General features: G+C 39.9%; 22 protein-coding genes. 5 read left to right on the top strand and 17 right to left on the bottom strand.

All coding sequences use genetic code 11. The features are described from left to right. Window positions 1-60: 60 nt before the first annotated feature. Genes NE535_RS13175 through NE535_RS13165 form a run of 3 tightly spaced genes read right to left on the bottom strand, consistent with a single transcriptional unit; the run spans window position 61 to window position 1,274 of the window. Entirely contained in the window at window positions 61-414 is a 354-nt protein-coding gene (locus NE535_RS13175) for a hypothetical protein (RefSeq protein ID WP_261299088.1), read from the bottom strand. 21 nt (window positions 415-435) lie between these two features. Then, complete coding sequence (locus tag NE535_RS13170) at window positions 436-990, bottom strand: GNAT family N-acetyltransferase (protein ID WP_261299087.1); 555 nt, start codon at window positions 988-990, stop codon at window positions 436-438. Further along, window positions 987-1,274, bottom strand: a complete 288-nt coding sequence (locus NE535_RS13165) for a hypothetical protein (RefSeq protein ID WP_280925444.1) — start codon at window positions 1,272-1,274, stop codon at window positions 987-989. Before NE535_RS13165 ends, NE535_RS13170 begins: the two co-directional genes overlap by 4 nt. Before the next feature lie 101 nt (window positions 1,275-1,375). On the opposite strand from NE535_RS13165, the gene NE535_RS13160 reads away from it, so the two are divergent. Continuing rightward, window positions 1,376-1,789, top strand: a complete 414-nt coding sequence (locus tag NE535_RS13160; RefSeq protein ID WP_261299086.1) for an META domain-containing protein — start codon at window positions 1,376-1,378, stop codon at window positions 1,787-1,789. A gap of 137 nt (window positions 1,790-1,926) precedes the next feature. Then, window positions 1,927-2,397: a transcriptional regulator ArgR gene (gene argR / locus NE535_RS13155; RefSeq protein ID WP_188840763.1), complete on the top strand. Its 471-nt coding sequence runs from the start codon at window positions 1,927-1,929 to the stop codon at window positions 2,395-2,397. Window positions 2,398-2,527: 130 nt separating this feature from the next. Here the strand turns inward: argR and NE535_RS13150 are convergent, their stop codons facing one another. The 6 genes from NE535_RS13150 to NE535_RS13125 all read right to left on the bottom strand — a co-directional run bounded on the left by NE535_RS13150 (window position 2,528) and on the right by NE535_RS13125 (window position 8,973). After that, a complete protein-coding gene (locus NE535_RS13150) occupies window positions 2,528-3,466 on the bottom strand; it encodes a Dyp-type peroxidase (protein ID WP_261299085.1) in 939 nt (312 codons plus the stop codon). A gap of 121 nt (window positions 3,467-3,587) precedes the next feature. Then, window positions 3,588-4,616: an ABC transporter ATP-binding protein gene (locus NE535_RS13145; protein WP_261299084.1), complete on the bottom strand. Its 1,029-nt coding sequence runs from the start codon at window positions 4,614-4,616 to the stop codon at window positions 3,588-3,590. Between the two features lies 1 nt (window position 4,617). Beyond that, complete coding sequence (locus tag NE535_RS13140; RefSeq protein ID WP_261299083.1) at window positions 4,618-6,249, bottom strand: ABC transporter permease; 1,632 nt, start codon at window positions 6,247-6,249, stop codon at window positions 4,618-4,620. 87 nt (window positions 6,250-6,336) lie between these two features. Beyond that, the gene (locus NE535_RS13135) at window positions 6,337-7,344 is read right to left on the bottom strand and encodes an extracellular solute-binding protein (protein ID WP_261299082.1); all 1,008 of its coding nucleotides are present in this window, start codon (window positions 7,342-7,344) and stop codon (window positions 6,337-6,339) included. Between the two features lie 252 nt (window positions 7,345-7,596). Continuing rightward, window positions 7,597-8,346, bottom strand: a complete 750-nt coding sequence (locus NE535_RS13130; protein ID WP_261299081.1) for a ferredoxin--NADP reductase — start codon at window positions 8,344-8,346, stop codon at window positions 7,597-7,599. 9 nt (window positions 8,347-8,355) lie between these two features. Continuing rightward, the gene (locus NE535_RS13125; protein WP_261299080.1) at window positions 8,356-8,973 is read right to left on the bottom strand and encodes a DUF5610 domain-containing protein; all 618 of its coding nucleotides are present in this window, start codon (window positions 8,971-8,973) and stop codon (window positions 8,356-8,358) included. A 218-nt stretch (window positions 8,974-9,191) separates the two neighbouring features. On the opposite strand from NE535_RS13125, the gene NE535_RS13120 reads away from it, so the two are divergent. Then, a complete protein-coding gene (locus NE535_RS13120; RefSeq protein ID WP_261299079.1) occupies window positions 9,192-10,682 on the top strand; it encodes an FMN-binding glutamate synthase family protein in 1,491 nt (496 codons plus the stop codon). A 435-nt stretch (window positions 10,683-11,117) separates the two neighbouring features. Here the strand turns inward: NE535_RS13120 and NE535_RS13110 are convergent, their stop codons facing one another. Beyond that, complete coding sequence (locus tag NE535_RS13110; protein ID WP_261299077.1) at window positions 11,118-11,363, bottom strand: hypothetical protein; 246 nt, start codon at window positions 11,361-11,363, stop codon at window positions 11,118-11,120. 268 nt (window positions 11,364-11,631) lie between these two features. Further along, window positions 11,632-13,419, bottom strand: coding sequence for an ABCB family ABC transporter ATP-binding protein/permease (locus tag NE535_RS13105; protein WP_261299076.1), 1,788 nt, complete (start codon window positions 13,417-13,419; stop codon window positions 11,632-11,634). Window positions 13,420-13,783: 364 nt separating this feature from the next. Between NE535_RS13105 and NE535_RS13100 the strand changes: the two genes are divergently transcribed. Beyond that, window positions 13,784-13,954 carry a hypothetical protein gene (locus NE535_RS13100; protein WP_261299075.1) on the top strand — a complete coding sequence of 57 codons (171 nt, stop codon included), beginning with the start codon at window positions 13,784-13,786 and terminating at the stop codon, window positions 13,952-13,954. A 959-nt stretch (window positions 13,955-14,913) separates the two neighbouring features. Here NE535_RS13100 and aroG read toward each other — a convergent pair. Then, the gene (gene aroG / locus NE535_RS13095; protein WP_261299074.1) at window positions 14,914-15,969 is read right to left on the bottom strand and encodes a 3-deoxy-7-phosphoheptulonate synthase AroG; all 1,056 of its coding nucleotides are present in this window, start codon (window positions 15,967-15,969) and stop codon (window positions 14,914-14,916) included. 334 nt (window positions 15,970-16,303) lie between these two features. Between aroG and NE535_RS13090 the strand changes: the two genes are divergently transcribed. Next, on the top strand, window positions 16,304-17,110 hold the full coding sequence (locus NE535_RS13090; RefSeq protein ID WP_261299073.1) for a substrate-binding periplasmic protein: 807 nt from the start codon (window positions 16,304-16,306) through the stop codon (window positions 17,108-17,110). A 254-nt stretch (window positions 17,111-17,364) separates the two neighbouring features. Here the strand turns inward: NE535_RS13090 and NE535_RS13085 are convergent, their stop codons facing one another. The 5 genes from NE535_RS13085 to nrfA all read right to left on the bottom strand — a co-directional run bounded on the left by NE535_RS13085 (window position 17,365) and on the right by nrfA (window position 22,464). Further along, entirely contained in the window at window positions 17,365-18,483 is a 1,119-nt protein-coding gene (locus tag NE535_RS13085) for a tetratricopeptide repeat protein (protein WP_425347462.1), read from the bottom strand. A 210-nt stretch (window positions 18,484-18,693) separates the two neighbouring features. Then, window positions 18,694-19,035 (bottom strand): hypothetical protein, encoded by a 342-nt coding sequence (locus NE535_RS13080; protein ID WP_261299071.1) that lies wholly within the window; start codon window positions 19,033-19,035, stop codon window positions 18,694-18,696. A gap of 87 nt (window positions 19,036-19,122) precedes the next feature. Continuing rightward, window positions 19,123-20,373, bottom strand: a complete 1,251-nt coding sequence (locus NE535_RS13075) for an ammonium transporter (RefSeq protein ID WP_261299070.1) — start codon at window positions 20,371-20,373, stop codon at window positions 19,123-19,125. 12 nt (window positions 20,374-20,385) lie between these two features. Next, complete coding sequence (gene glnK / locus NE535_RS13070) at window positions 20,386-20,724, bottom strand: P-II family nitrogen regulator (protein ID WP_188840778.1); 339 nt, start codon at window positions 20,722-20,724, stop codon at window positions 20,386-20,388. A gap of 339 nt (window positions 20,725-21,063) precedes the next feature. Then, complete coding sequence (gene nrfA, locus NE535_RS13065) at window positions 21,064-22,464, bottom strand: ammonia-forming nitrite reductase cytochrome c552 subunit (RefSeq protein ID WP_371931154.1); 1,401 nt, start codon at window positions 22,462-22,464, stop codon at window positions 21,064-21,066. Window positions 22,465-22,612 lie beyond the last annotated feature (148 nt).

Genomic DNA, 22,612 nt, shown 5'->3' with positions numbered 1-22,612 from the left:
AATTTAGCGGCAGTAACCTTTCGAATGTCATGTTGATCATAAAAGATCTACAGCTTCACACTAACAATGATCGAAGTGCGCACTTTCAATACACATAAATCCAACCTGTTGCATGCTCATCACAGGAACGTTTATTTCATTTATCATTTCAAGTGACTTCTTATTACACTCGTCCACCAAGCTTAAACCCACCTGATATTGATTTAATTTACCGCAATCAATCCAGTAGTCTAACCATTTAACTCCATAGTGCTTAACTGATCTTGCCTCATCGCCAGTCAGCAAAATAATTTCTGCCGCTTGAAACTGTTGCCCATGGGCGGCTAACACCGACACCACTAACTTGGCATTATCAAACGCGCTCAAGCGAAGTCCAAGATAAGGTTCGAATAAAGTTTCGAATTGGTCTGACATATTCAACCCCATCATCTAAAGTTAAGGCAACTTTCGCAACAACAGATAAAAATCTCGTTGCTGAAAACCAAAATAATCCACAACTTGCATATCTGCATATTGGGTGTGAGCCTTAAAAGAACGCCCATTGTCCTCGGCAATGTAAGCCACTAAATAGCGGCTTTTATTTTTGGTAGCAAGGACAAGTTGGTTAACTAACTGCGCAAATATGCCTTGGCCACGATAAGGCTCAGCAATCCAAATCGGCCCATATTGAAGGCTATTCTCTTGATTTATCCTCAGTGGCAAACCATCTTGATCTGTTTCAAGTGAAGGCAATTTTTGAATTATTTTTTGATACAAAGCTTGCTTAGCAAAAAATCGCCATTGAGCCGCTATCACATAGCCAATAATATTAGCCCCATCTAATGCCAAAATAATCCAGTGCTGATTAATCAATTGCGTTAATTGGATTGGTGTTAACCCCTGCCCTTGAAGACTTGGATCATGCCGAGATAATTCAGCATTAACGTGTTGACGTTCCAGTTCAACTAACTGAGGCACATCTGTTAAATTGGCTTTGCGATATTGAATCACTGTTTATCCTGAGGTTTTTCTGCTGGCTGATCTGTTGATTTTTCCGGTGATGGTTGAGCATCAGCATCTGATGATGGCAATGATTGGCTATCTTGATTTTTTGCCCACTGGATCATTAATGCCACAGGGAAAGGCGCCATCATCACTAAGCCGATACCGATACAGCTGGCGACAATCAGCATGCCTTGTGCTCGAAGACTGGTATCGGTGAAAAGATGCAAATAACATCCGAGCATTAATAGCATGGAACCGAGATAATGAAGTAACTTTAACGCTTTAATCATGCTGGTTTCTCACTAATAGACTGAAGACGAGTTATCACTTTGCCACAGTATCAAGTAGAATAGCCTCAATTTGAATAATCTAGGCAAAAAAAGAAGTAAACATGATAAAGCATTTTTTAGGCGCAGCTGCAGTTATTTTCTCATTAAGCGCATGTCAAAGTCATACAGCAATCGATAATTCAACTTCATTAATTGGTTCGTGGCACATTGAATCAGTGTTGTCTGAACCAACCATAGATTACAGTCCGGCGAAATTAATTTTTAGTGAAAATGGCCAACTCAATGGCAATACCAGTTGCAATCCTTTTATGGGCAGTTACACATTCGAAAACAATGTCCTCACACTCACACCTGCGGGGACGACACGTAAAGCCTGTATTGAAGCACTCATGACCCAAGAGCAAAAAGTCATGCTAGCCATGCCGTTAGTCATATCAGCGTCAATTGCGCAGGGGAAATTACGCTTAGTTGATCAAAATAAAAAAACAATTATGGTATTAAGTAAGTTGACCTAGTAAACCATTTGCTACACTGTTAAAACGATTGATATTGAATTTTTATTCAGAAAAAGTGGGTTTTTCTTGACAAAAAAACCACTAGTATTCAAAATAAAGCGTTTTTCTGAATAACAACTATAAGATGAAAATACTATATGCCAACCACTAAAAATCAGGATGATCTGGTCAAAACCTTCAAAGCTATCTTAAAAGAAGAACGTTTTGGCAGCCAAAGTGAAATTGTTAATGCACTTCAAGCCGAAGGATTCGGTAACATTAACCAATCAAAAGTATCAAGAATGCTCAGTAAGTTTGGCGCGGTCAGAACCCGCAACGCCAAACAAGAAATGGTCTATTGTTTACCTGCTGAGTTAGGGGTGCCGACTGCAGGCAGCCCGCTTAAAAACCTTGTACTTGATGTTGACCATAACCAAGCGATGATTGTGGTAAGAACTAGCCCAGGTGCGGCACAATTAATTGCACGTCTATTAGATTCTATAGGTAAACCTGAAGGTATTTTGGGGACTATTGCCGGTGATGATACGATTTTCATCTGCCCTTCAAGTATCAAAACCATCGACGATACGCTTGAAACGGTTAAGTCATTATTTAACTTTAGTGAGTAATTGCTGCTAAAAATACCAATAAAAAAGCAATGCCTAGGCATTGCTTTTTTATTGGTAATACGCACATTGACTGTAATTAAACATTCCAAAAACCAGTACGTTAACTCACATTTTGCTACAAGCCCTATATTTACGCTTCATCCCACTGCATCAAAAAGTCCAATGATGGCGCAAAAAATGATGACCCCGTCAGCGCCTTAGTAAACTGCATTAAATGATCGTGATTACCATGTCCATCACCATAAATCATGCTGCGTAACATTTGCTCAAAATTATCGGGTGTTTTACAACTAGAGATAAACATGAGTCCCTGCTCTTTTACTGAGCCATAAGGCATACTTTGACGTAAAATTTCCATTGATGCACCATTAGCATCTTTTAAATTAACCCGCTTAATATGACTGGTTAGTGGCTTATCTTCGGATTCATATTCAATGTCATCTTGCTTGGTTCTACCAATGATATCTTCTTGTTTTTTAACTGGTAAACGATGCCATTTACTTAAATTGTGCGCATATTTTTGCACATGAATATAACTACCAGATTTAAACTCTGGATCTTCTTCAGCAACTAATGCCACTTGCTGACGATGACGCCCTTTGGGATTTTCAGTGCCGTCCACAAAACCGGTTAAATCGCGATTATCCATAAAGCGGAAACCACGCTCCTCTTCCACTAGCTCAACCAAGTCTTCAAACATTTGGTTAATTTCGTTGGCGACTAAATGTAAAATATCAAAGCGATCACAGCGAATATGCACAAACAAATCGTATTCAATCGCTGGCGCATCACGATTACCTTCATTCATTGAAGGAAAAGGCTTTAACAAGGCTGGACGGGCTTCTGGGTAATAGGTATCCCAAAAGTTAGCACCAATAGCCACAAAACCATTAAAAGCACTGTCAGCATACTGGTCGGTCAGTTCATAGATATATTGCGCGACACTGGCAATAGAAGGACGCAGTTGATCTTCAACGCCATCATTGGCATTAAACATTAAATAAATACTGTGTAAATTACCTTCGGCACAAATCCCTAATTGCTCGCGCGGCATAACCTGATTATCCATATTGAAACAAACCACCTACATTGTTATCGGTTTAAAAAATGAAAACTAAACACACAAGTCCAGTTACCGCTCAGTTGAATATTCTAAACCCATCATAATTTAACTTTTTGATCTGACACAATCAAAAAATAACCAAGGGGTGCGCTGGTGCAAATAAATTGACCTTTTGACCTGGTGACAGTTGTAACAGCTGGCTTCGAACTTCCAAACAATGCTCTTCAACTTTTACCCAATAATGGCATACTGTTCCAAGAAAACGTCGTTCGACAATCACGGCTAGCCCTTGTTCGTCAGCAACCAATTCAACTTGTTGAGGCCTGAGTAATAACTGCCCTTGATAATCAACAGGATAGTTTATAGACGCACTACTTTGCAACACGCCTATTGGGGATGATACTTCCATGCAACTATTTACAGTAACAGGTAAGTAATTACCTGCCCCTAAAAACTCAGCCACATATCTATCGTTTGGATGAGCATATAATTCTTCGGCTAAACCATGCTGAATAATACTCCCCTCTTTGAACAATGCCAGTTTATCAGCAAAAACAAAAGCTTCATCCTTACTGTGGGTTACAAATACCGCACTGACATTGCGTTGTTTGAGGATATTGCGGATTTCAAGCATCATCTCATTACGCACTTGCGCATCGATATTTGAAAATGGTTCATCGAGTAACAATAACTGTGGCTGATAAGCTAACGCACGAGCAATAGAGACACGTTGTTGCTGACCGCCAGACAGTTCATGCGGGTAACGCTGACTTAAGCCCGCCAATTTAACCAATTCGAGCATTTCATCTAAACGGGCTTGTCGCTCAATTTTATTCAAGCCTTTTACACCAAAAAGGATGTTATCAGCCACGGTAAGGTGCGGGAATAAGGCGTAATCTTGAAATATCATCCCAACACCACGTTGTTCACTTGGGATAAACACGTTATCACTGCTTAGCGCATCGCCATTTATCTTAATAGTCCCCTGACTGATCGGCTGTAAACCTGCAATAGCACGTAATAAAGTGGTTTTCCCACAACCACTTGGGCCGAGTAAGGCAACAATCTCACCTTGCTGTAAAGTTAAATTGAGTCCGTTTAAAATAACCTGTCCTTGGTAATCACTAAAGACATTTTCAATCGTAAGAGTCGACATATTAGCTCGTGTGCTCCAATGAACGGTTGAGATAAATTAACGGGATTAGTCCTACAAAAACAATCACAATAGCCGCTAATGCGCCATGTTCTAGTTTTTCATCGGACACAAACTGGAAAACATAGGTTGCTAGGTTTTCAAATCCTATTGGACGTAATAATAATGCTGCGGGTAGCTCTTTCATGCTTTCAATGAAAACAAGCAACGCGCCAGCCAATAATCCTTTGCGAAGTAAAGGTAAATGTACGCGCATTAGTAATTGTTTAGGCGTTTGCCCCATAGTGATACTTGCCATGTCTAATGAAGGTGAAATCCGTTTGTAACTGTTTTCAAGGCTACCAATCGCAATGGCTAAAAACCGCACAGTAAATGCAAAAACGATTGCTATTGCACTTCCAGTAAACACTAAACCTGGGCCTCTCGCCCCAAACCAATCATAAACATCGTTAATCGCAAAATCTAAATAGGTCAGCGGCACTAACACGCCAATGGCTAACACTGTGCCCGGTAACGCATAACCGGTACTGCTTAAGCGTGATGGCAATGAATCTGTTGAACGTGGGCTAACTCGGCGAACAAACATTAAAATGAGTGCTAACAATAAACAAATACCACTGACGACTATAGCAATATACAAGCTGTTCCAACTGTATTGCCAAAAACGGTCATCCCAGCTTTGATCGAAATATTCAATCGCATAACCTGTGAGCACAATAAAGGGCAATAAAAATGCTAGGAACAATAAGGCTGAACAATAAAACCAGGCACCAGCAGCTTTTAACCCATCAAGGCGATAGCGTTCAGCATCATTAAGCGCACTTTGTTTTTGGAATAATTCCTGTTTACGTCGAGCAAATCGTTCAACACCCACTAAGGTAAAAATCACTAACAACATGATTGCTGATAACTTAGCTGCTGCCGTTAAACTGCCATAACCTAACCAAGTATCGTAAACGGCAGTGGTTAAGGTTGGCACTGCAAAATAGCTAACCGTAGCGTAGTCGGCAGCGGTTTCCATCGCCACTAACGCAACCCCAACAGCTAATGCTGGACGCGACATAGGTAAGGCTAAACGCCAAAAACTGCGCCAGGGGCTACATCCCATGATACGTGAAGCATGTAATAAACTAGAAGATTGCTCCATGAAAGCTGTACGAGCAAGTAGATAGATATAAGGAAATAACACCAGTGACAGCATAATTGCTGCACCACCTAGACTGCGAATTGCAGGGAAATAATAATCATGTGGAGAGCTCCATTGAAACGCAGCTCTTAATGCACGTTGTACTGGACCTGCATAATCCAACATATCAGTGTAAACATAAGCGACAATGTAAGCAGGCATGGCTAGTGGCAATAGTAATAGCCATTGAAAATAACGCCGACCGGGAAATTCACATCTAGCGACAAACCAAGCGGCTGGCACAGCAATCAGTAATGAGCCGATTCCGACCAACAACATCAATAATAGGCTGTTAGCGATATAAGTGGGGAGTACCGTATCAAACAGGTGGCTAAAAACTGCTTCATCGGGAAATGCGGCTTGCACAATTAATGCAATAAGCGGCAGTATGACCACTGCCGCAATTGAGTAACCAGCAAGCGACCAGCTTCTGGTTAGACCTAAAATCATAACTACTATCCAGTTAAATCAATACGGCGTTATCCTGAACACCGTATCGAATGACAATGCAAAACTGGCTTTATATCAATATTGATATTAAAGATCGAACTTAACTTCATCTAACAGCTTCACTGCCGCTTGATGATTTTCCGCCAATTTATAAATAGGAAGTGAATCTGCTTTGAATTCCCCCCATGATGCCACAAGTTTCGATGGCTTAACATCCGCTTTTACTGGATATTCCATGTTAACATCAGCATAAGCTTGCTGAGCAACATTAGAAGTTAAAAACTCCATAAGCTTGATTGCATTATCTTTATTAGGTGAGAATTTAGCCAGCGCCATGCCTGATACGTTGATATGTGCACCGCGGTTATCTTGGTTAGGGAAGTTAATATAAACCGCTTCAGCCCAACTCTTTTGGTTCTCATCCATCATCATATTGCCATAGTAATAGCTATTACCAATGGCAAAGTCACACATTCCCTCTTTTACCGCTAACACTTGATCACGGTCATTACCTTGGGGTTTACGTGCTAAGTTAGCCTTCACGCCTTCTAACCACGTTTTTGTATCAGCTTCACCGTGGTGAGCAATCATAGATGCGACTAAAGCGACATTGTAAGGGTGCTTACCACTACGAGTACAAATTTTACCTTTGTATTCAGGCTTAGCAAGGTCCTCATAATTGATATCCACTTTACCTGTACGGTCTTTTGACGAATACACGTTACGAACACGCATTGTTAGCGCATACCATTCATTTTTAGGTGAACGGTAGACTTCAGGAATATTATTATTAATAACCTCGTTATTAACTGGAGACACTAAGTCTTTTTCAACTAGCTCCATTAAACGAGAGAAATCAGAAGTTAATACAACATCGGCGGGAGATAAACGGCCTTCGCGCGCAATACGTTCAGCAATACCATCTTTAGCAAAGACAACATTTACTTTGATCCCCGTATCTTGAGTAAATTGCTCTAAGATAGGTTCAACTAAAAATGCTTGTCGATATGAATACACAGTTAACGCATCGTCCGCCATTGCTGAGTTGGCTAAACATGCTAAACCTAAAATTGCTGCGCCTTTTACCATTTTCATTTTCACATTCTCCCTTGTCGTTAAGAACCTTTGAAAGCAATTAACATTAGCAATGATAATAATTATCAATCGCGCAAAGAGTAAATGATCGGCACTGAAGGAGCAAGTGCCTTTTGGGAAATTTGTATTGATATTGATTTAGATCACGTGATTTATTGAAGCTTAGGTGCTGCCCCCCCTAGTTGATTGAGTTTAAATCAACTAGGCGCGTTTATGCTTCTAATATATAACAAGCAATAATAGACTGATTGGTTACCAGTATTTTTCAACAGTAATTTGCCCAGGAGCTCGTCTTAAATTTTTAGCGAGTCCCAACTCTAATAGCACACTTTGCGCTTCGGTGATCATCCCTGGGTTACCACAAATCATCACTTGCGAATTTTCAGGATTTATATCTAATGCGGCTTTTTGTTGTAAAAGCCCACTTTGAATGGCTTCAGGGATCCTACAGGTTAGTGCATCTTCAAATGGTTCGCGGGTGACGATGGGGACAAACACAAACTGATGAGGATATTTGGCTTGTAGCTGTTTGATCAAGTCTAAGTAAGCCAGATCTTTAGCAATGCGAACGCCATACACTAATACTACTTTTTCAAATCTTTGCCAGGGCTCATCTGTTAATAACATGGATAAAAAGGGACCAACAGCAGTACCAGTAGACAGTAACCATAGGTGTTTACCTTGTAACACGCCTTGTGGAATTTCATCTAGGGTCATAAAACCAGTGGCTTTAGGGGTAACTTCAATATTATCTCCTGGATTGAGAGATTGTAGATCCGGTGACAATAATCCATCTTCAACGGCAACGGCTAATATTTCAACACAGTCACTGCCTGGTGGGTTTACCACAGAATAAGCTCTTGCCACCCGCTTATCGTCACGGACCTGACTCAATTTAATAAATTGACCAGCGGTATAAGGTTCTACTGCCGCTTTAATTTTTAATGAAAACAATTTTTCATTCCAATCAATTCTTTCCAGCACCTCACCTGTTACCCACATAATTCATCCTTATTCTTTTAGGTCATTGCTTGAAGGTAGCATGTCTGACTTAAACTTGGCTAATCCACTTTGAATAAGTTCATAAGTGTTCTCCACACCTGCTGCTATATCACCTTGCAACACTTTTAATCCAGAAAGGATTTCTTTCGCTTGACCAAAACCGTCATCTATCGCTTTAGTAATTTTGTCCATAAAGCTATGTAACTGCTGTTCATAATCACTTTCTGGATTTTGTTGTTGATGCAATGCAAAAAAGCCCGTCGCAAATTGTAAAATACGATCTGCGGTGGCTGCTGGTGAATAATCAATCTCAGCTCCCGCCATCGGTTTAGCAGGCGTATTCTCACCCAATACCAGATCTAACTCTGAATCAATGGCATCGATTGCACTGCGATACAATAGCGCCATTGATTGATCGCCAGACGCTAGTGTAACTTTTTCCTGTGCGGCCAATATTTGCCCATTCATTAACCGCTTGGTAATTTGGCTTACTGACATATTGGATTTTTGTTCAACTGCAGGAGTGATTTGTGTTTGACCACTGTCGGCGGCTTTTTGTTTATCTTTGTCAGCCGGACTCGACACGGATGCATATTGCGCGAGATTTCGGGTTGATTTGATTTCCATAACGTTCGCCTTATTTTTAAATTGATGTATCTTTATCGACGTTTAAATTTTAACCTAAAGAGATAATTGTAAAAAACACCAGCTACACTCAATATTAGCAGTAATACAACGGCACTAAAGGCAAATATCCAAGTAAAAATGGATAAACATCAACCGTCAGCGCTTTTACCTCATACCATTTCAGTATTGAGGAAATATATCGTTATTAAGGATAATACATGCAGCTTCAACCGTGGATTTTATGGGGAATTGATCTTTTTTCTGGACTGTTTCTTATTCTTTTTTGGGTAGTACTGATCAGCGTAGTCTATATGTACATCGCTGATAAATTACAAACAAAACAGGCCATCAGGCATAATTATCCCGTTGTTGGTCGATTTCGTTATTTATTTGAAAAGCAAGGTGAGTTTTTTAGACAATACTTTTTTGCTAACGACCGCGAAGAACTACCTTTTAATCGCGCAGAACGCAGCTGGGTGTATCGTGCAGCGAAAAATGTTGATCGCACTATCGCATTTGGCTCAACACAACCGCTCGACAAACAAGGCAGTATTTTATTTCTTAACTCTGCATTTCCGATTAGCGATCATGCTCATCAACTACCAATTGCAGTAACTGTAGGTGAATTCTGCACTTCACCTTATACCACTGACAAAATTTGCCACATTTCAGCTATGAGTTTTGGTGCATTATCAAGACCTGCTGTTACCGCCTTATCCCACGGAGCAGCTCAAGCAGGGTGTTGGTTAAATACAGGAGAAGGCGGATTAAGTCCGCATCACCTTAAAGGCAATTGCGATTTAGTCTTTCAAATTGGTACCGCCAAATACGGGGTACGCAATGAGCAAGGTCAACTGGATGATAACAAACTCGCGCAAATTGCAGCCCATCCACAAGTAAAAATGTTTGAATTAAAACTCAGTCAAGGCGCTAAACCCGGCAAAGGGGGAATTTTACCTGGTCTAAAAGTGACGGAAGAAATTGCCCATATTCGGGGTATCCCTGTTGGCGAAGACTCAATTAGCCCCAATGGTCATCCTGAAATCACTTGTGTAGCAGATATTTTAGATATGATTGCCCAGATTAGACATGCCACTGGCAAACCAACAGGTATTAAAGCTGTTATTGGCGATATCAGCTGGATTGAAGATATGTGTGATGAGATTTCGCGCCGAGGAATAGAACACGCGCCTGACTTTTTCACGCTGGACAGTTCTGATGGCGGTACAGGAGCGGCACCACAAGCACTAATGGATAATGTGGGATTACCACTAAGAGAGAGTTTGCCTAGATTGGTTGATCTATTCATTCAAAAAGGATTACGTCAACGCATCAAAATTATAGCCACTGGTAAGTTGGTGATGCCATCTTATGTTGCATGGGCGCTGGCTACAGGTGCAGACTTTATCGCCTCGGCCAGGGGGAATATGTTTGCGTTAGGGTGTATTCAATCTCTTCAATGCAACAAAGATACCTGTCCAACAGGGATCACCACCCACAATAAACGGTTGCAACAGGGATTAGATCCCAAAGACAAGTCAACACGTGTGGCCAGCTATAACCATTACTTACATTATGATTTAGCCATGATAGCGCATTCTTGTGGGGTACATGATGCGCGATTGCTAACACGAAAACATGCTCATATCGTGATATCAAGCGGTGTGTCAATTTCTTTAGATCAGCATTATAAGCACATGGTTATATAAGTGACTGTCAATACACTCCCAAAGTATTACTTTTAAGCTAACGTGTTATCGGCTAAACTACAGTATGATACTTCTGTCACATTACTCAGGTAAATTGGAAGGTACATCACTTACTTCTGCTATGCATCGGTAACACGCTTTAAAGGATAGAAACTTGGATAGGAAAAACCATCAAACCGTGCCTAATAACAAAACCGCCAGCTACAGCTGTCAAAATTGTGACCGTCTAACTGAGATTGAAGGCGAAATGGTGTGTTTTGATCAAGGAAAAATAACCCGTCTCATCCCACTAGACAAACCTGATACGCTAATCAAGCTTGTCTGCATAGGGTGGCAGAAAAAATAAGCCGTTATTCCCTCTTTTATATCGATAGATAAACTGTTTGGTACCGCGAGATTAATCTGTTAATGAACGCAACCTGTTAGGACAAACAATTATATCAGTATATCCTTATCTTTAGATTGCTTAATTATCTGCTCATTTAAATCATCCGCGGATAGCTTAGATAAAGTGACCCCTCGAGTTGTTACTCTTAAACCCGCGCAAAGCTCATTATAAACATTGTTAATGTCATCATCTGACAACTCACGTGTTTTTAGCATAGCCATAATAGCAAACCAGTCGGTACTCACTTTATGCTGAGTGCCTTCTAATGCTGCTATTAAAGGAATATTTTGCATCTGCCCTCTCCATATGCCATTGGCACTTAACAATATTTTACTTTAATTGAAAATTGTTCACTGCTTGATAAGCCAAATGAAAGGCTTGAAAATGAGACTATTAACTAGCCTCAGATATATTGATTTATCAATTACAATTAACCACAAATCAGGGGTATGAGTTGCCCCCCAAAAATCGATCACTATCTAGTGTTTGGCAATTAATTATACTCATACCCGATAAACAAACACAATTTTTAACAATTCCTCAAATGCATTTTTATACTTGCTAAGATGCTTGCTCATTCTGAATCTGCCATAAATGGGCATATAATCCTTGTGCAGTAATTAAGTCAGTATGATTGCCAACTTCAACCACCCGCCCTTTGCTGAGCACAACTATAATATCCGCATCAATAATGGTCGATAATCGATGAGCAACCACCAAGCTGGTATGTCCTTTAGCAGCATCCCTCAGCGCATTTAAAATGGCCTTTTCTGAACGACTATCTAAAGATGAGGTTGCTTCATCAAATACCAGAAATGGCGCTGATTTTAAAATAGCCCTTGCAATGGAGACCCTTTGTTTTTCACCGCCCGACAATTTCAAGCCTCTCTCACCCACTTTGGTTTGCCATTGTTGAGGTAATGACGCAATAAAATCACTCAAATGCGCCATTTGTGCCGCTTGCTCTATTTCAGCTTGTGTCGCACTGGGTCTTCCGTATCGAATGTTTTCATACAAACTATCGTTAAATAGCACGGTATCTTGAGGCACTATCGCAATGGCTTGGCGTAATGCTTGCTGAGTAAGATGGCGAATATCGGTACCATTGATAGATATGCAGCCTTTATTAACGTCATAAAAGCGAAACAATAACTTTATTAAAGTTGACTTACCAGCTCCGCTATCCCCTACTACGGCCACTTTTTTGCCTAAAGGCACTTCAAAGCTGACGTCATGCAAAATTTGTCTTTCATCGTATTGAAAGCTGACATTTTCAAATTTAATTGTCCCTAATTTAGGTGATTGATGAATGGCATCATCCATATCAACGACTTTTGGTTGTTTATCTAAAATATCAAACATACGCTCAATATTAGCCAAAGCGCCTCTGATTTCACGGTAAACAAATCCTAAAAAATTAAGTGGAATAAATAACTGCATCATAAAGGCGTTAATCAATACAAAGTCGCCAATACTCATGGTGCTTTGCGAAACTTCATACGCTGCGAGCCCCATCATGGCTGTCATGGCGATAGCAATAATAAGCGCTTGCCCTGCGTTCAAGGCAAATAGTGATAAACGGTTTTTTCTTTTGGCCACTTCCCACTGACTCAATGCAGAGTCATAACGTTCAGACTCATGGGATTCGTTGTTAAAATATTTAACCGTTTCATAATTTAACAAGCTATCAATTGCACGAGTATTCGATAATGAATCAGCCCTTGCAGCCTCGCGTACATACTCAGTTCGCCACTCAGTCGCCATGACCGAATACCCAATATAAGCCATCACGGACACCAAAGTGATCAAGGCAAAACTGATACCATACTGAAAGAAGAAAATACCAATAACTAAAGTGATCTCAAGCAAGGTCGGCACAATGTTAAATACCATAAAGCGCATTAAAAAACTGACGCCGCTGGTGCCCCGTTCAATGTCGCGTGATAATCCGCCAGTACGGCGATCTAAATGAAAATCTAAATCTAGCCTATGCAAGTGATCAAATACCGCAAGGCCTAAACGCCGAATGGCCCGCTCAGTGACTCGACCAAAAAGCGTGTCTCGTACTTCACCGATGACCACATTGAGAAATCTTATTGCGCCATAAGCAAGCACTAAACCAATCGGTGCTGCAACGATAGCCGTAGCCATTGAGGTATTTTGACTTAAGGTGTCGACCATTTCTTTTAGAATAAATGGTAAACCTACACTGGCTAATTTAGCCACAACTAAACACGCCATCGCCAAAGCAACTCGACCTTTAAACTCAATTAGGTAGGGCCATAGCATTCTTAATACTTGCCAGTTTAATTTACCTACTGGTCCTTCAAAATAGGCGGATGGCCGCATATTTAACTCCAAATAATGTGCAATCAATCAAATTGACTTTGGTGGCTGTATTTATTAAATCTGATGATAACACTTTCTAATAAATTACTTTGTTAACAAGTTAGCAAACTCGTCATGGGAGATCCCTATCAATAATAGTCTTAACAACTATCAATTGTAATACTTTAGACTTACATAAATTTTAAAATCATATTCAAATGTACTATTATTTAATGAAATGAAGCCGAATTTATGTCTTTTTAGCCGAATTAGAGTTATTTCTATATTCAGAATTTGTTACCCTTTGCTTGAGTCGGTCGCATAGTGAGATAATTTGTTGCCGTAACCGTTTATCGAGCACCACGATTTTTTAGGAAGCGTTATCTTGGAAAGTACGAATGTAAAATACCCCCCATTACAGCTCATTCAAACATGGGTGTGGATGATGATAGAGTCAGGTAATCCAGAGTTACAGGATAAAGGCCGCAATAATCTCATTTTAGCCTTTGGCACACTTGCAAAAGCCAACCAATATCTAAGCGAAAATTCGAAGTAATCTATACTTTGGGTTAGTTACTTTATATAGGAATGCTCAACCCTCTTTTTTGAAGGAGGGCAAAATATTGTTTGCGCTAATGTTTTATACGAAAGCGATATTAATTGCTTAGGGAAAATGATTGGGTAATATTCTGAAGTTGAAGTTGAAGTTGAATTGAAATTAAAATCAACATTCAATTGGCTTAGCCAACAGCGCTAAAATCCCCCCTTTTTCCTCACTCCCTTTAGTTATCTCGTTAATTTAAGTTAGTCATGTTTCTAGGGGCTGTATATGCTGAATACTGTGACTATTGAATGAACAAGATTTCGCCTTCAAGTGATTAACTTGATCTGCGCGATCATACATGAAAAATATCCACAGAAACCTACGTATGATTTGAATATTTATATAGTAGGGTAAACAATAACTGTTTATTTTTACTTATTATTTTGCAGTCAAAAAGGAGATTGATAATTCATGAATTCGGTTTCCCTTGCAGTGATTGAAGTCAGTTTAGACACAAAAATCACTTCAGCTGCTGTTGGGCTATCTATGGTGGCAACGCATTAACTCGTTACGACTAGATAACCCGGATGCAGCCATTAGAGTCAATGCCAAAGAGTTAATCGATATCGATACTACGGGCATTGCATTTCTTTACGATTAATCGTCAACGAGCCTGAAGAATTACTCGTTTTTAGATTCATTTTGATTGATAAAAACGGTATCTGAGTTTATATTTTGATTCAATTACTTAGTGGTGTTTAGATTAGTATTTAATATGCTGATTTATTGTTGTTTTTCGAGGTGCAGTACCGCGTTAAATGATATTTTAAAGCGGCTTGCTACAGCTATTTCTGAACAGTAATAACCAAGCATAAGGGCTTATTATTTATCGCCTTGTTTTCACATTAACTGTGACAGATTTAAAATTGAATATGCATAAAAAAGGCGCTTTTAGCGCCTTTTATTTTAACCTATACCCCTCGGCGTTTTATCACGCTGTCACTTAATGTAGCCAGTAATGATTCAGTGTCTGGCCAACCGATGCAAGCATCCGTTACGCTCTGGCCATAGCAGGCCACTTTACCATCGACAATATCCTGGCGACCTGCTACAAGGTGGCTTTCAACCATCACGCCAAAGATCCCCTGATTGCCTGCAGATATTTGTGATGCAACATCTTCTGCCACTAGCATTTGGCGTCGATAATCTTTAGCGCTATTTGCATGGCTAAAATCAATCATCACGTTGTCAGCAAGGTTTGAGGATTTTAGCTGTGCCTGAATGACACTGACATCTTTAGCACTGTAGTTAGGCGCCTTTCCTCCGCGAAGAATAATATGACAATCAGGATTACCTTTGGTCGACACAATCGCGGAATGACCAAACTTAGTTACAGACAAAAAGTGGTGCGGAGCATTCGCGGCACCAATGGCATCAATCGCTACCTTAATGGTGCCATCGGTACCATTTTTAAAGCCAACAGGACATGATAAACCCGATGCTAGCTCTCGATGCACCTGAGATTCAGTTGTACGGGCACCAATGGCTCCCCAACACATCATATCTGCCACATATTGCGGGGTAATCATATCTAAATACTCACCCGCAGTTGGAATGCCAAGATCGTTTAAATCCACTAATAATTTTCTGGCCGTGCGTAGACCATCATTCAGTTGAAAACTGTTATCCATATAAGGATCATTTATCAGTCCTTTCCAACCGACTGTCGTACGTGGCTTTTCAAAGTAGACTCGCATAACCACTTCTAGCTGATCGGCATATTTTTTACGCATTACCGCTAATCGTTGGCCGTATTCTAGCGCAGCTTTAGGATCATGAATTGAGCAAGGACCAATCACCACTAATAAACGGTCATCCTTTCTGGCTAAAATGTTGTGAATGTTATTTCGTGCCGTAAATACCGTTTCTGATGCATTTTCGGATGCTGGAAATCGCTCTAGAATCGCAATAGGAGGTAGTAACTCTTTGACTTCATTGATGCGAACATCATCATTTTGGTAATACATATAATACAACTCCGGCTTTACAGGCTAAATTTAAACCACTTTACATTTATTTGTCCCAAATATCGGGTTCTAATGGTAGATGATATTAAAATTTACCCATTATCCACTGATAAATCAATAAACTATTCATATTTTAATATTTAAATCTTATACTGTTGTTTTTAAATAAAATTAACATAACGTTTTCAATTTTAATCATAATTAATTATCAGCATGAAAGCTAATTGCCATATCCTCAGCAAAATACTCTTTGAGTTGTTATGCTTTAAGATCGAGAATGATAAAAAGTTAGAGTGAATCCGCAAACATTACCGCTTAAAGAGAGGGGCGTGAATTGAAACATACTCAATACAAAATAAGCTTTAACATCAAGCCGATACTTCTCGGATTTTTGGCATGCTTTAGTTTTGTATTAGCCAATGAGGTGACTTTGGCTGCAGAGGATAAAACAATCAATTTTGCCACCAGTAGTAATATTGAACCTTACTTTTTTGTCGATAAGAAGGGCGGCCTTCAGTATGAACTATTAAATGCAGCCTTAGAAATGAGTCATTTGCAGTTAGGTGAGATTACGTTTGCAACTAATCGCAGGGCGTTACGATTAGTCAAAACAAAAAACATTGACTGCCTTATTAATGCTCCTTCAAATAGCTATGGGTTATTCTTAACCCAAAGCTTAATTGATTATCAAAATAGTGTGTTTTTTCTGACTAAGAACAAGCTCAAAATAGATACAATACAAGATCTTAAACATTACTCTTTAATAGGGTTTCAAAATGCAGATCATTTCTTAGGTGAAGAGTTTTTTGATTTATCAAAGACCCATAAAAATTATAACGAAATTGCTAGCCAACAAAATCAGGTCTTAATGTTATTCAGTGAACGTATTCAAGCAATTATTCTTGAACGCCAGATTTTCGATTATTACCGCAATCAATTAAGCGATCGGATTAAATTCCCTTATGAAGTGACTCAGGTGATTTTATTCGACCAATCCCCCCGTTATATTGCCTGCCATGATCCAGACACCACAGTCTTAGTTGATGAGGCTATTTCACAACTAAAACAAACCAATCAGTATCAGCAAATTTTACTGAATGCTGAACAGGGCAACTACAAACTGACCGAACAAATTAAATAATCTAAAACTGGCTAAAAGATTTGTTAACTAATTAATATCATCAAATCAGAAACCTACCGATTCAGGCAAAGATTGTTAGTGATAACCAAGTCAATTTACGCGTCAATAGTTAGCCTATGCAAGTCAATTCAACGCAGTTTTCCCTTGAAATAACCGCTGAAGATTGATTGACCAGTGTTCTGGTTAAATAGTCTGTTAATAACGCTTATTTCAAAATAATTTATCCCAATAGCGATCATTTTGCCGAAAAATGATTACCAACGTTTCATCGCTTGAAGCTTACTTTGGTATCTACGCTTACTGTCTTCATCCCCTGTTAATGCTAACGCCTTTTGCATATTTTTTTGGGCTAATCTGTGCTCTCCCGTTGCCCAGTAGGTTCTGGATAATCCAAAATAAAACTCATGCCGATAATCAGCCTTTGCCAATGCACGTTTGTACCATACTAATGCTTCTTGATAATGTTGTTCGAAATAAGCCTGCTGGGCCATATCATAATAATAGAAAGGGTTATTTATTCGGCTTAACTCTAAAATTTTATGCACTTCAGCCCATTCTTCCAATCTGTCTTGTTCACCTAAGATAAGAGCTAGATTGAATAGGGTTGTCATATCTTCTTTATCCATTGCTAGGGCTGCACGATAGGCCTGTTCGGCCTTCTGATTATCACCTTTATGGCGATATATCACAGCAAGGGTATTAATACTTGATACAAAACTCGGATCGCTTTTGATGCTTTGTTTGATTAATGCATACGCTAAATCATATTGCTGCTCGACTAAAGCCTCTGCAGCAACATTGTTATAGTACATTGCGGTCAGCGTTTGTTTATTCACAATGGTTTTACTGTAACCACGGACGGCCCGCTCAGGTAAAAAGTCGACCAATATTTTACGATCGCTGAATGCCACCACATTGGCATCGATTGCCGGTGATAAGAATAAATTTACATGGCCATTTACCAAGTAAAATCCACCGCGTTTATCCCAAATAGGTTCAACATCGATATCTTGAAACTCAACGGGAATATTAAATGCTTCAGCCAGTGCAGCAGACAACACCACTAATGACATGCAGTTACCCTCTCTCACGGTAGAAGTAATACTGGCTGGACGGGTAAAATGATCTCGATATTCAAAGCCACCATTTTGTGCGCCAATGTATTGAGATAACCATTCATGAGGAGAGATATTTTTATGACGAATATTTTTGTCTTTATAATAATCTTGTTTAACTTGAGCAATGTATTCGCGAGGCAAGGCATAAATTTGTTCAGGTGTGATGACATCAACAGGCATGAATAACTCATCATGGAACAAAGGTTCTATGGCAATAGTTTGGTTAGATTTAGGAGTGGTTTGGCAGCCAGACATTAAACTTAAAAAAGCAACAAATAACAGGATAGTGATAAATCCCCTATCGCTTTGTTGGCCAGAATAAAGACGCATTACGTACTGCGTAAAGGAAATGTTTAACATAACCTAAGCCTCTTAAACGAGATACGAATAAGGTAAGTTTAGTCAAGCATTGCATTTTCAGCCAAAAAATCACTTCAAATGGTATTCAGCAGTAGGTGATATTCTCTATCGAGATGGTTTATATCCGTTAGGTTGATCGATTTGAATATATAACTCTTTGTTTTGATATTGATAAGGACGATAAGCCAAGCCGTTACAAGTAAAGTAACGATATGGCACAGCCATAGGCAAGCATCCTAATGGTAATGATTGCAGAATTTGAATTTGTTGCTGCATTCTCAGTGCTTCTTGCCACTCATAATCTTTGATTACCTGATCTCTTACCGCAAAAGCATCGAAAGACTCTGAAGACTTTCTAACGACAACCTGACCAGCTGTAGATAACCCACTGAACAATAAGCCGCTTAAGGCAATAGTGAGACACGCCCGCTTTGTTAATTGCTTCATAACCCCTCCTGCTGTGTGATCAGGTTTAATCTAACACATAAAAAACAGAGCCCAAAAGGACTCTGCTTAATCATAGCGCGTATATTACTAGCCTGCGGTTTTAACACTCACAAACTCTGGATAAGCATCAATACCACAATCAGAAGCGTCCATACCGTTGTACTCTTCTTCTTCTGTTACACGAATACCCATAGTGACTTTCAGTACAAACCATACTGCTAGTGAAGCTGCAAATACCCAACCAAAGATAACACCTGCACCAAATAACTGAGACCCAAAGCTCGCATCAGCATTTGATAGCGGCACTAACATCAGACCTAAAAATCCAGCTACACCGTGAACTGAAATTGCGCCTACTGGGTCATCAATTTTAATACGGTCAAAGCCAATAATAGAGAAGATAACCACGCCACCAGCAACCAAACCAATTACACCAGCCATTACCAATGAAGGTGATAGTGGGTCAGCAGTGATAGCCACTAAGCCCGCTAATGCACCGTTTAAAATCATGGTTAAATCAGCTTTACCCCAAACCATTTTACACACAATCAAGGCTGATACTGCGCCAAACGCTGCGGCAGAGTTAGTGTTAACAAAGATTTTAGCAACTGCTGAAGCATTCTCAGCATCTGACACTAATAACTGTGAACCACCGTTAAAGCCAAACCAACCCATCCATAAAATAAACATACCTAAAGTCGCCATAGGCAAGTTAGACCCAGGAATAGGATGAACTTGACCATTTGCACCATATTTTCCCTTACGGGCTCCTAGTAATAGTACCCCTGAAATTGCAGCGGCTGCACCAGCCATGTGCACAATGCCACTGCCTGCAAAGTCAACAAAACCTGCTTCAGAGATAAATCCGCCACCCCATGTCCAGTAACCTTCAACAGGATATATCACTGCGGTCATTACCACTGAGAAAGCAAGGAAAGCCCATAGCTTCATACGCTCGGCAACGGCTCCAGATACAATCGACATTGCTGTTGCAACAAACACCACTTGGAAGAAGAAATCAGATTCAAGTGCATGATCTGCGTCGGCGGCTTGTGTACCGATTAACGCCGCAAAGGATGGAATAATGCCACCTTCTGCATTATCAACGTACATGATGTTATAACCCACTAGCAGATACATTACACAAGCGATGGAATATAAACACACGTTTTTAGTTAAAATCTCTGTGGTGTTTTTTGAGCGAACCAAACCCGCTTCTAACATTGCAAAGCCAGCTGCCATCCACATGACTAATGCACCAGAGATTAAAAAGTAGAAGGTATCTAACGCAAAGCGCAACTCGCTAACTGTCAGTCCTAATTTTGCTAATTCTTCCATTATGATCGCCCCTTATAATGCTTCGTTATCAACTTCACCCGTACGAATACGAATGGCTTGTTCTAACTCAGTGACAAAAATTTTGCCGTCACCAATTTTTCCGGTATGAGCTGCCGTAGTGATAGCTTCAATTAACATGTCTAAGTTTTCTTCTTTAGTGGCAATCTCTAATTTTACTTTTGGTAAAAAATCCACTTGATATTCGGCACCACGATACAGCTCTGTATGCCCTTTTTGACGACCAAAACCTTTCACCTCAGTAACTGTCATACCTTCGATGCCCATACCTGCAATGGCTTCACGGACATCATCTAGCTTAAATGGTTTGATGATTGCGCTGACGAGTTTCATCTCGACCTCCAAAAATTAATAAAAAGACATCTTGTTATGCATTTGTTGCAATAACAGATTCAATCATCAGGCCAACTATTTAACTAACTGTATTTAAATGAAAAGATGATTTTTAGCAGTAAATTGCATGACAAATAAGCACCATGATGGTGCGCATAAAAATCCGCTTGCTTGATCTTGGTGCGAAGTTTAAAGCGCGAAAAGACACATAACAGCAACCCATCTTGAGGTTGAAATCAGATTATTTATGCGAAAAAAAAGCCCTCAGAATGAGGGCTTTTGATGTTGAAGTTTTAATTCAGAGAAATTTATTCATTAACCTGAATAACACTTAGCTTGTTACTTGTAAGTTGCTTCGCGTTTTTTAGCTTCTTCTTGCCATTTAGGCACAACATTCTTCTTGAATGCGTCTTTTTCTGCATTCATCGTTTTCATGTCCATACCTAATGCAGCTTGTGCTTTAGCTTTAGTAGATGTATCTGGGTAAGCTATTGGTTGCTTAACACCTTTAGCCGCTAATAATTGAGCAAGCTTGATACGGGCATTAGCCGCTTTATCTACAGAAGTACCTAAAATACGTAACGCTTCATCAGCTGCGTGAGCTGCAACACCATGTGATGCTGTTGCATAGTCCCAACGCCATTGTGAATGACGGATATCCATAAGGATAGGCTTCATTTCAGCTTCAGTTGCACCCGCATCCCAAGCCGCTTTTGCTTCAAAGTGAGCTTTAACAAGTTGAGTTTCAGCGCTAGTTTTTAGCTCATTCACTTTCTTCTTACGTTCATTAGTTAAATCAACCATGAACTCTTTGCTTTGGTTATGACAAGTCGCACAGGTTTCTTCGAAACGATCAAATGGGTTACCCACTTTATGATCGGTGAATTTACCTTTGCCGTTTGCTTTAGCCACTTTAGGCATATGACAATCGGTACAAGTTACGTTGTTTTTACCATGAACGCCTAGCTTCCAAGTTTCATAACCCGGGTGCTGTGCTTTTAGCATTGGTGTTTTAGATACTGCATGAGTCCAGTCAGAGAACTCCATGCTGTCATAGTAAACTTCCATCTGCTCAACCGTGGTACCCATATCCCATGGGAATTTCACAAAACCTGGACGGTCTGCAGTTTTCTCAAAGTAGTACTCTACGTGACATTGGCCACACACCATTGATTGCTTGTCTTTACGAGAAGCTTTATCAAATGGCGTACCAATTGTCTCCATTGCGCGCTCTGCGAATGGACGAGATAAACGTAATTTAGCAGAGCCTTTTTCATGACAGTCAGCACAACCGATAGTATTGACTATCTCTGGGCCGCCTTTAGCCCACTTGCCAGCAAAATAACCATTTTCGCCTTGTTCTTCAATTACACGAGGAACATCAGGACTTTTACAGCTCCAACATGCCATTGGCATTGGGCCGTCTTCAGCATTTTTTGGGGCACCCGTACGCAATGTATTAGTAACATCAGTAACTGCATACATATGGCCACGAGGCGCATTATAATCTTTCGCAAAACCGTAACCGGCCCATAGCACAACTAGGCTAGGCACTTCTTCAAGCATATCAACAATTTCTTTGCTTTCTGCTGTGTCATGCCATGATTCATATTGCGCTGCATATTTATCTTTGTATACTTCATTGCGGGGTTCAGTTTTATCGCTTGCCATTGCTCCAGCAACCATAAAGCTGGCCGCAATAACAGCACTTAGTGCAGTTGTTTTTACGTTCATCTTCATCACCTTTAACTCCGTGTTACTTTATATTTAATTAATAACCACGATATCTCCAAGGTCAAAATTAGCTAGTTTATCACCAACAAAAAATACCCCTTTAGGAGTATAGTTATAGAAGTATGCGCCAGATCAATATGTGAACGTGTTGTAT

This window comes from Shewanella holmiensis (genome assembly GCF_025370255.1).
Classification (GTDB): domain Bacteria; phylum Pseudomonadota; class Gammaproteobacteria; order Enterobacterales; family Shewanellaceae; genus Shewanella; species Shewanella holmiensis.
Note: the sequence above shows the minus strand (reverse complement) of the source record. Positions and strands in the feature narration are given on the sequence as shown.

Coding starts and splice junctions, on each gene's coding strand:
- NE535_RS13075 (WP_261299070.1), bottom strand. CDS start 20,373: ATGGAAGAATTAGCAAAATTAGGACTGACAGTTAGCGAGTTGCGCTTT.
- NE535_RS13085 (WP_425347462.1), bottom strand. CDS start 18,483: ATGTCTGGCTGCCAAACCACTCCTAAATCTAACCAAACTATTGCCATA.
- argR (WP_188840763.1), top strand. CDS start 1,927: ATGCCAACCACTAAAAATCAGGATGATCTGGTCAAAACCTTCAAAGCT.
- glnK (WP_188840778.1), bottom strand. CDS start 20,724: ATGAAACTCGTCAGCGCAATCATCAAACCATTTAAGCTAGATGATGTC.
- NE535_RS13120 (WP_261299079.1), top strand. CDS start 9,192: ATGCAGCTTCAACCGTGGATTTTATGGGGAATTGATCTTTTTTCTGGA.
- NE535_RS13160 (WP_261299086.1), top strand. CDS start 1,376: ATGATAAAGCATTTTTTAGGCGCAGCTGCAGTTATTTTCTCATTAAGC.
- NE535_RS13125 (WP_261299080.1), bottom strand. CDS start 8,973: ATGGAAATCAAATCAACCCGAAATCTCGCGCAATATGCATCCGTGTCG.
- NE535_RS13080 (WP_261299071.1), bottom strand. CDS start 19,035: ATGAAGCAATTAACAAAGCGGGCGTGTCTCACTATTGCCTTAAGCGGC.
- NE535_RS13150 (WP_261299085.1), bottom strand. CDS start 3,466: ATGGATAATCAGGTTATGCCGCGCGAGCAATTAGGGATTTGTGCCGAA.
- nrfA (WP_371931154.1), bottom strand. CDS start 22,464: ATGAAGATGAACGTAAAAACAACTGCACTAAGTGCTGTTATTGCGGCC.
- NE535_RS13145 (WP_261299084.1), bottom strand. CDS start 4,616: ATGTCGACTCTTACGATTGAAAATGTCTTTAGTGATTACCAAGGACAG.
- NE535_RS13130 (WP_261299081.1), bottom strand. CDS start 8,346: ATGTGGGTAACAGGTGAGGTGCTGGAAAGAATTGATTGGAATGAAAAA.
- NE535_RS13165 (WP_280925444.1), bottom strand. CDS start 1,274: ATGATTAAAGCGTTAAAGTTACTTCATTATCTCGGTTCCATGCTATTA.
- NE535_RS13175 (WP_261299088.1), bottom strand. CDS start 414: ATGTCAGACCAATTCGAAACTTTATTCGAACCTTATCTTGGACTTCGC.
- aroG (WP_261299074.1), bottom strand. CDS start 15,969: ATGTATTACCAAAATGATGATGTTCGCATCAATGAAGTCAAAGAGTTA.
- NE535_RS13105 (WP_261299076.1), bottom strand. CDS start 13,419: ATGCGGCCATCCGCCTATTTTGAAGGACCAGTAGGTAAATTAAACTGG.
- NE535_RS13110 (WP_261299077.1), bottom strand. CDS start 11,363: ATGCAAAATATTCCTTTAATAGCAGCATTAGAAGGCACTCAGCATAAA.
- NE535_RS13135 (WP_261299082.1), bottom strand. CDS start 7,344: ATGAAAATGGTAAAAGGCGCAGCAATTTTAGGTTTAGCATGTTTAGCC.
- NE535_RS13140 (WP_261299083.1), bottom strand. CDS start 6,249: ATGATTTTAGGTCTAACCAGAAGCTGGTCGCTTGCTGGTTACTCAATT.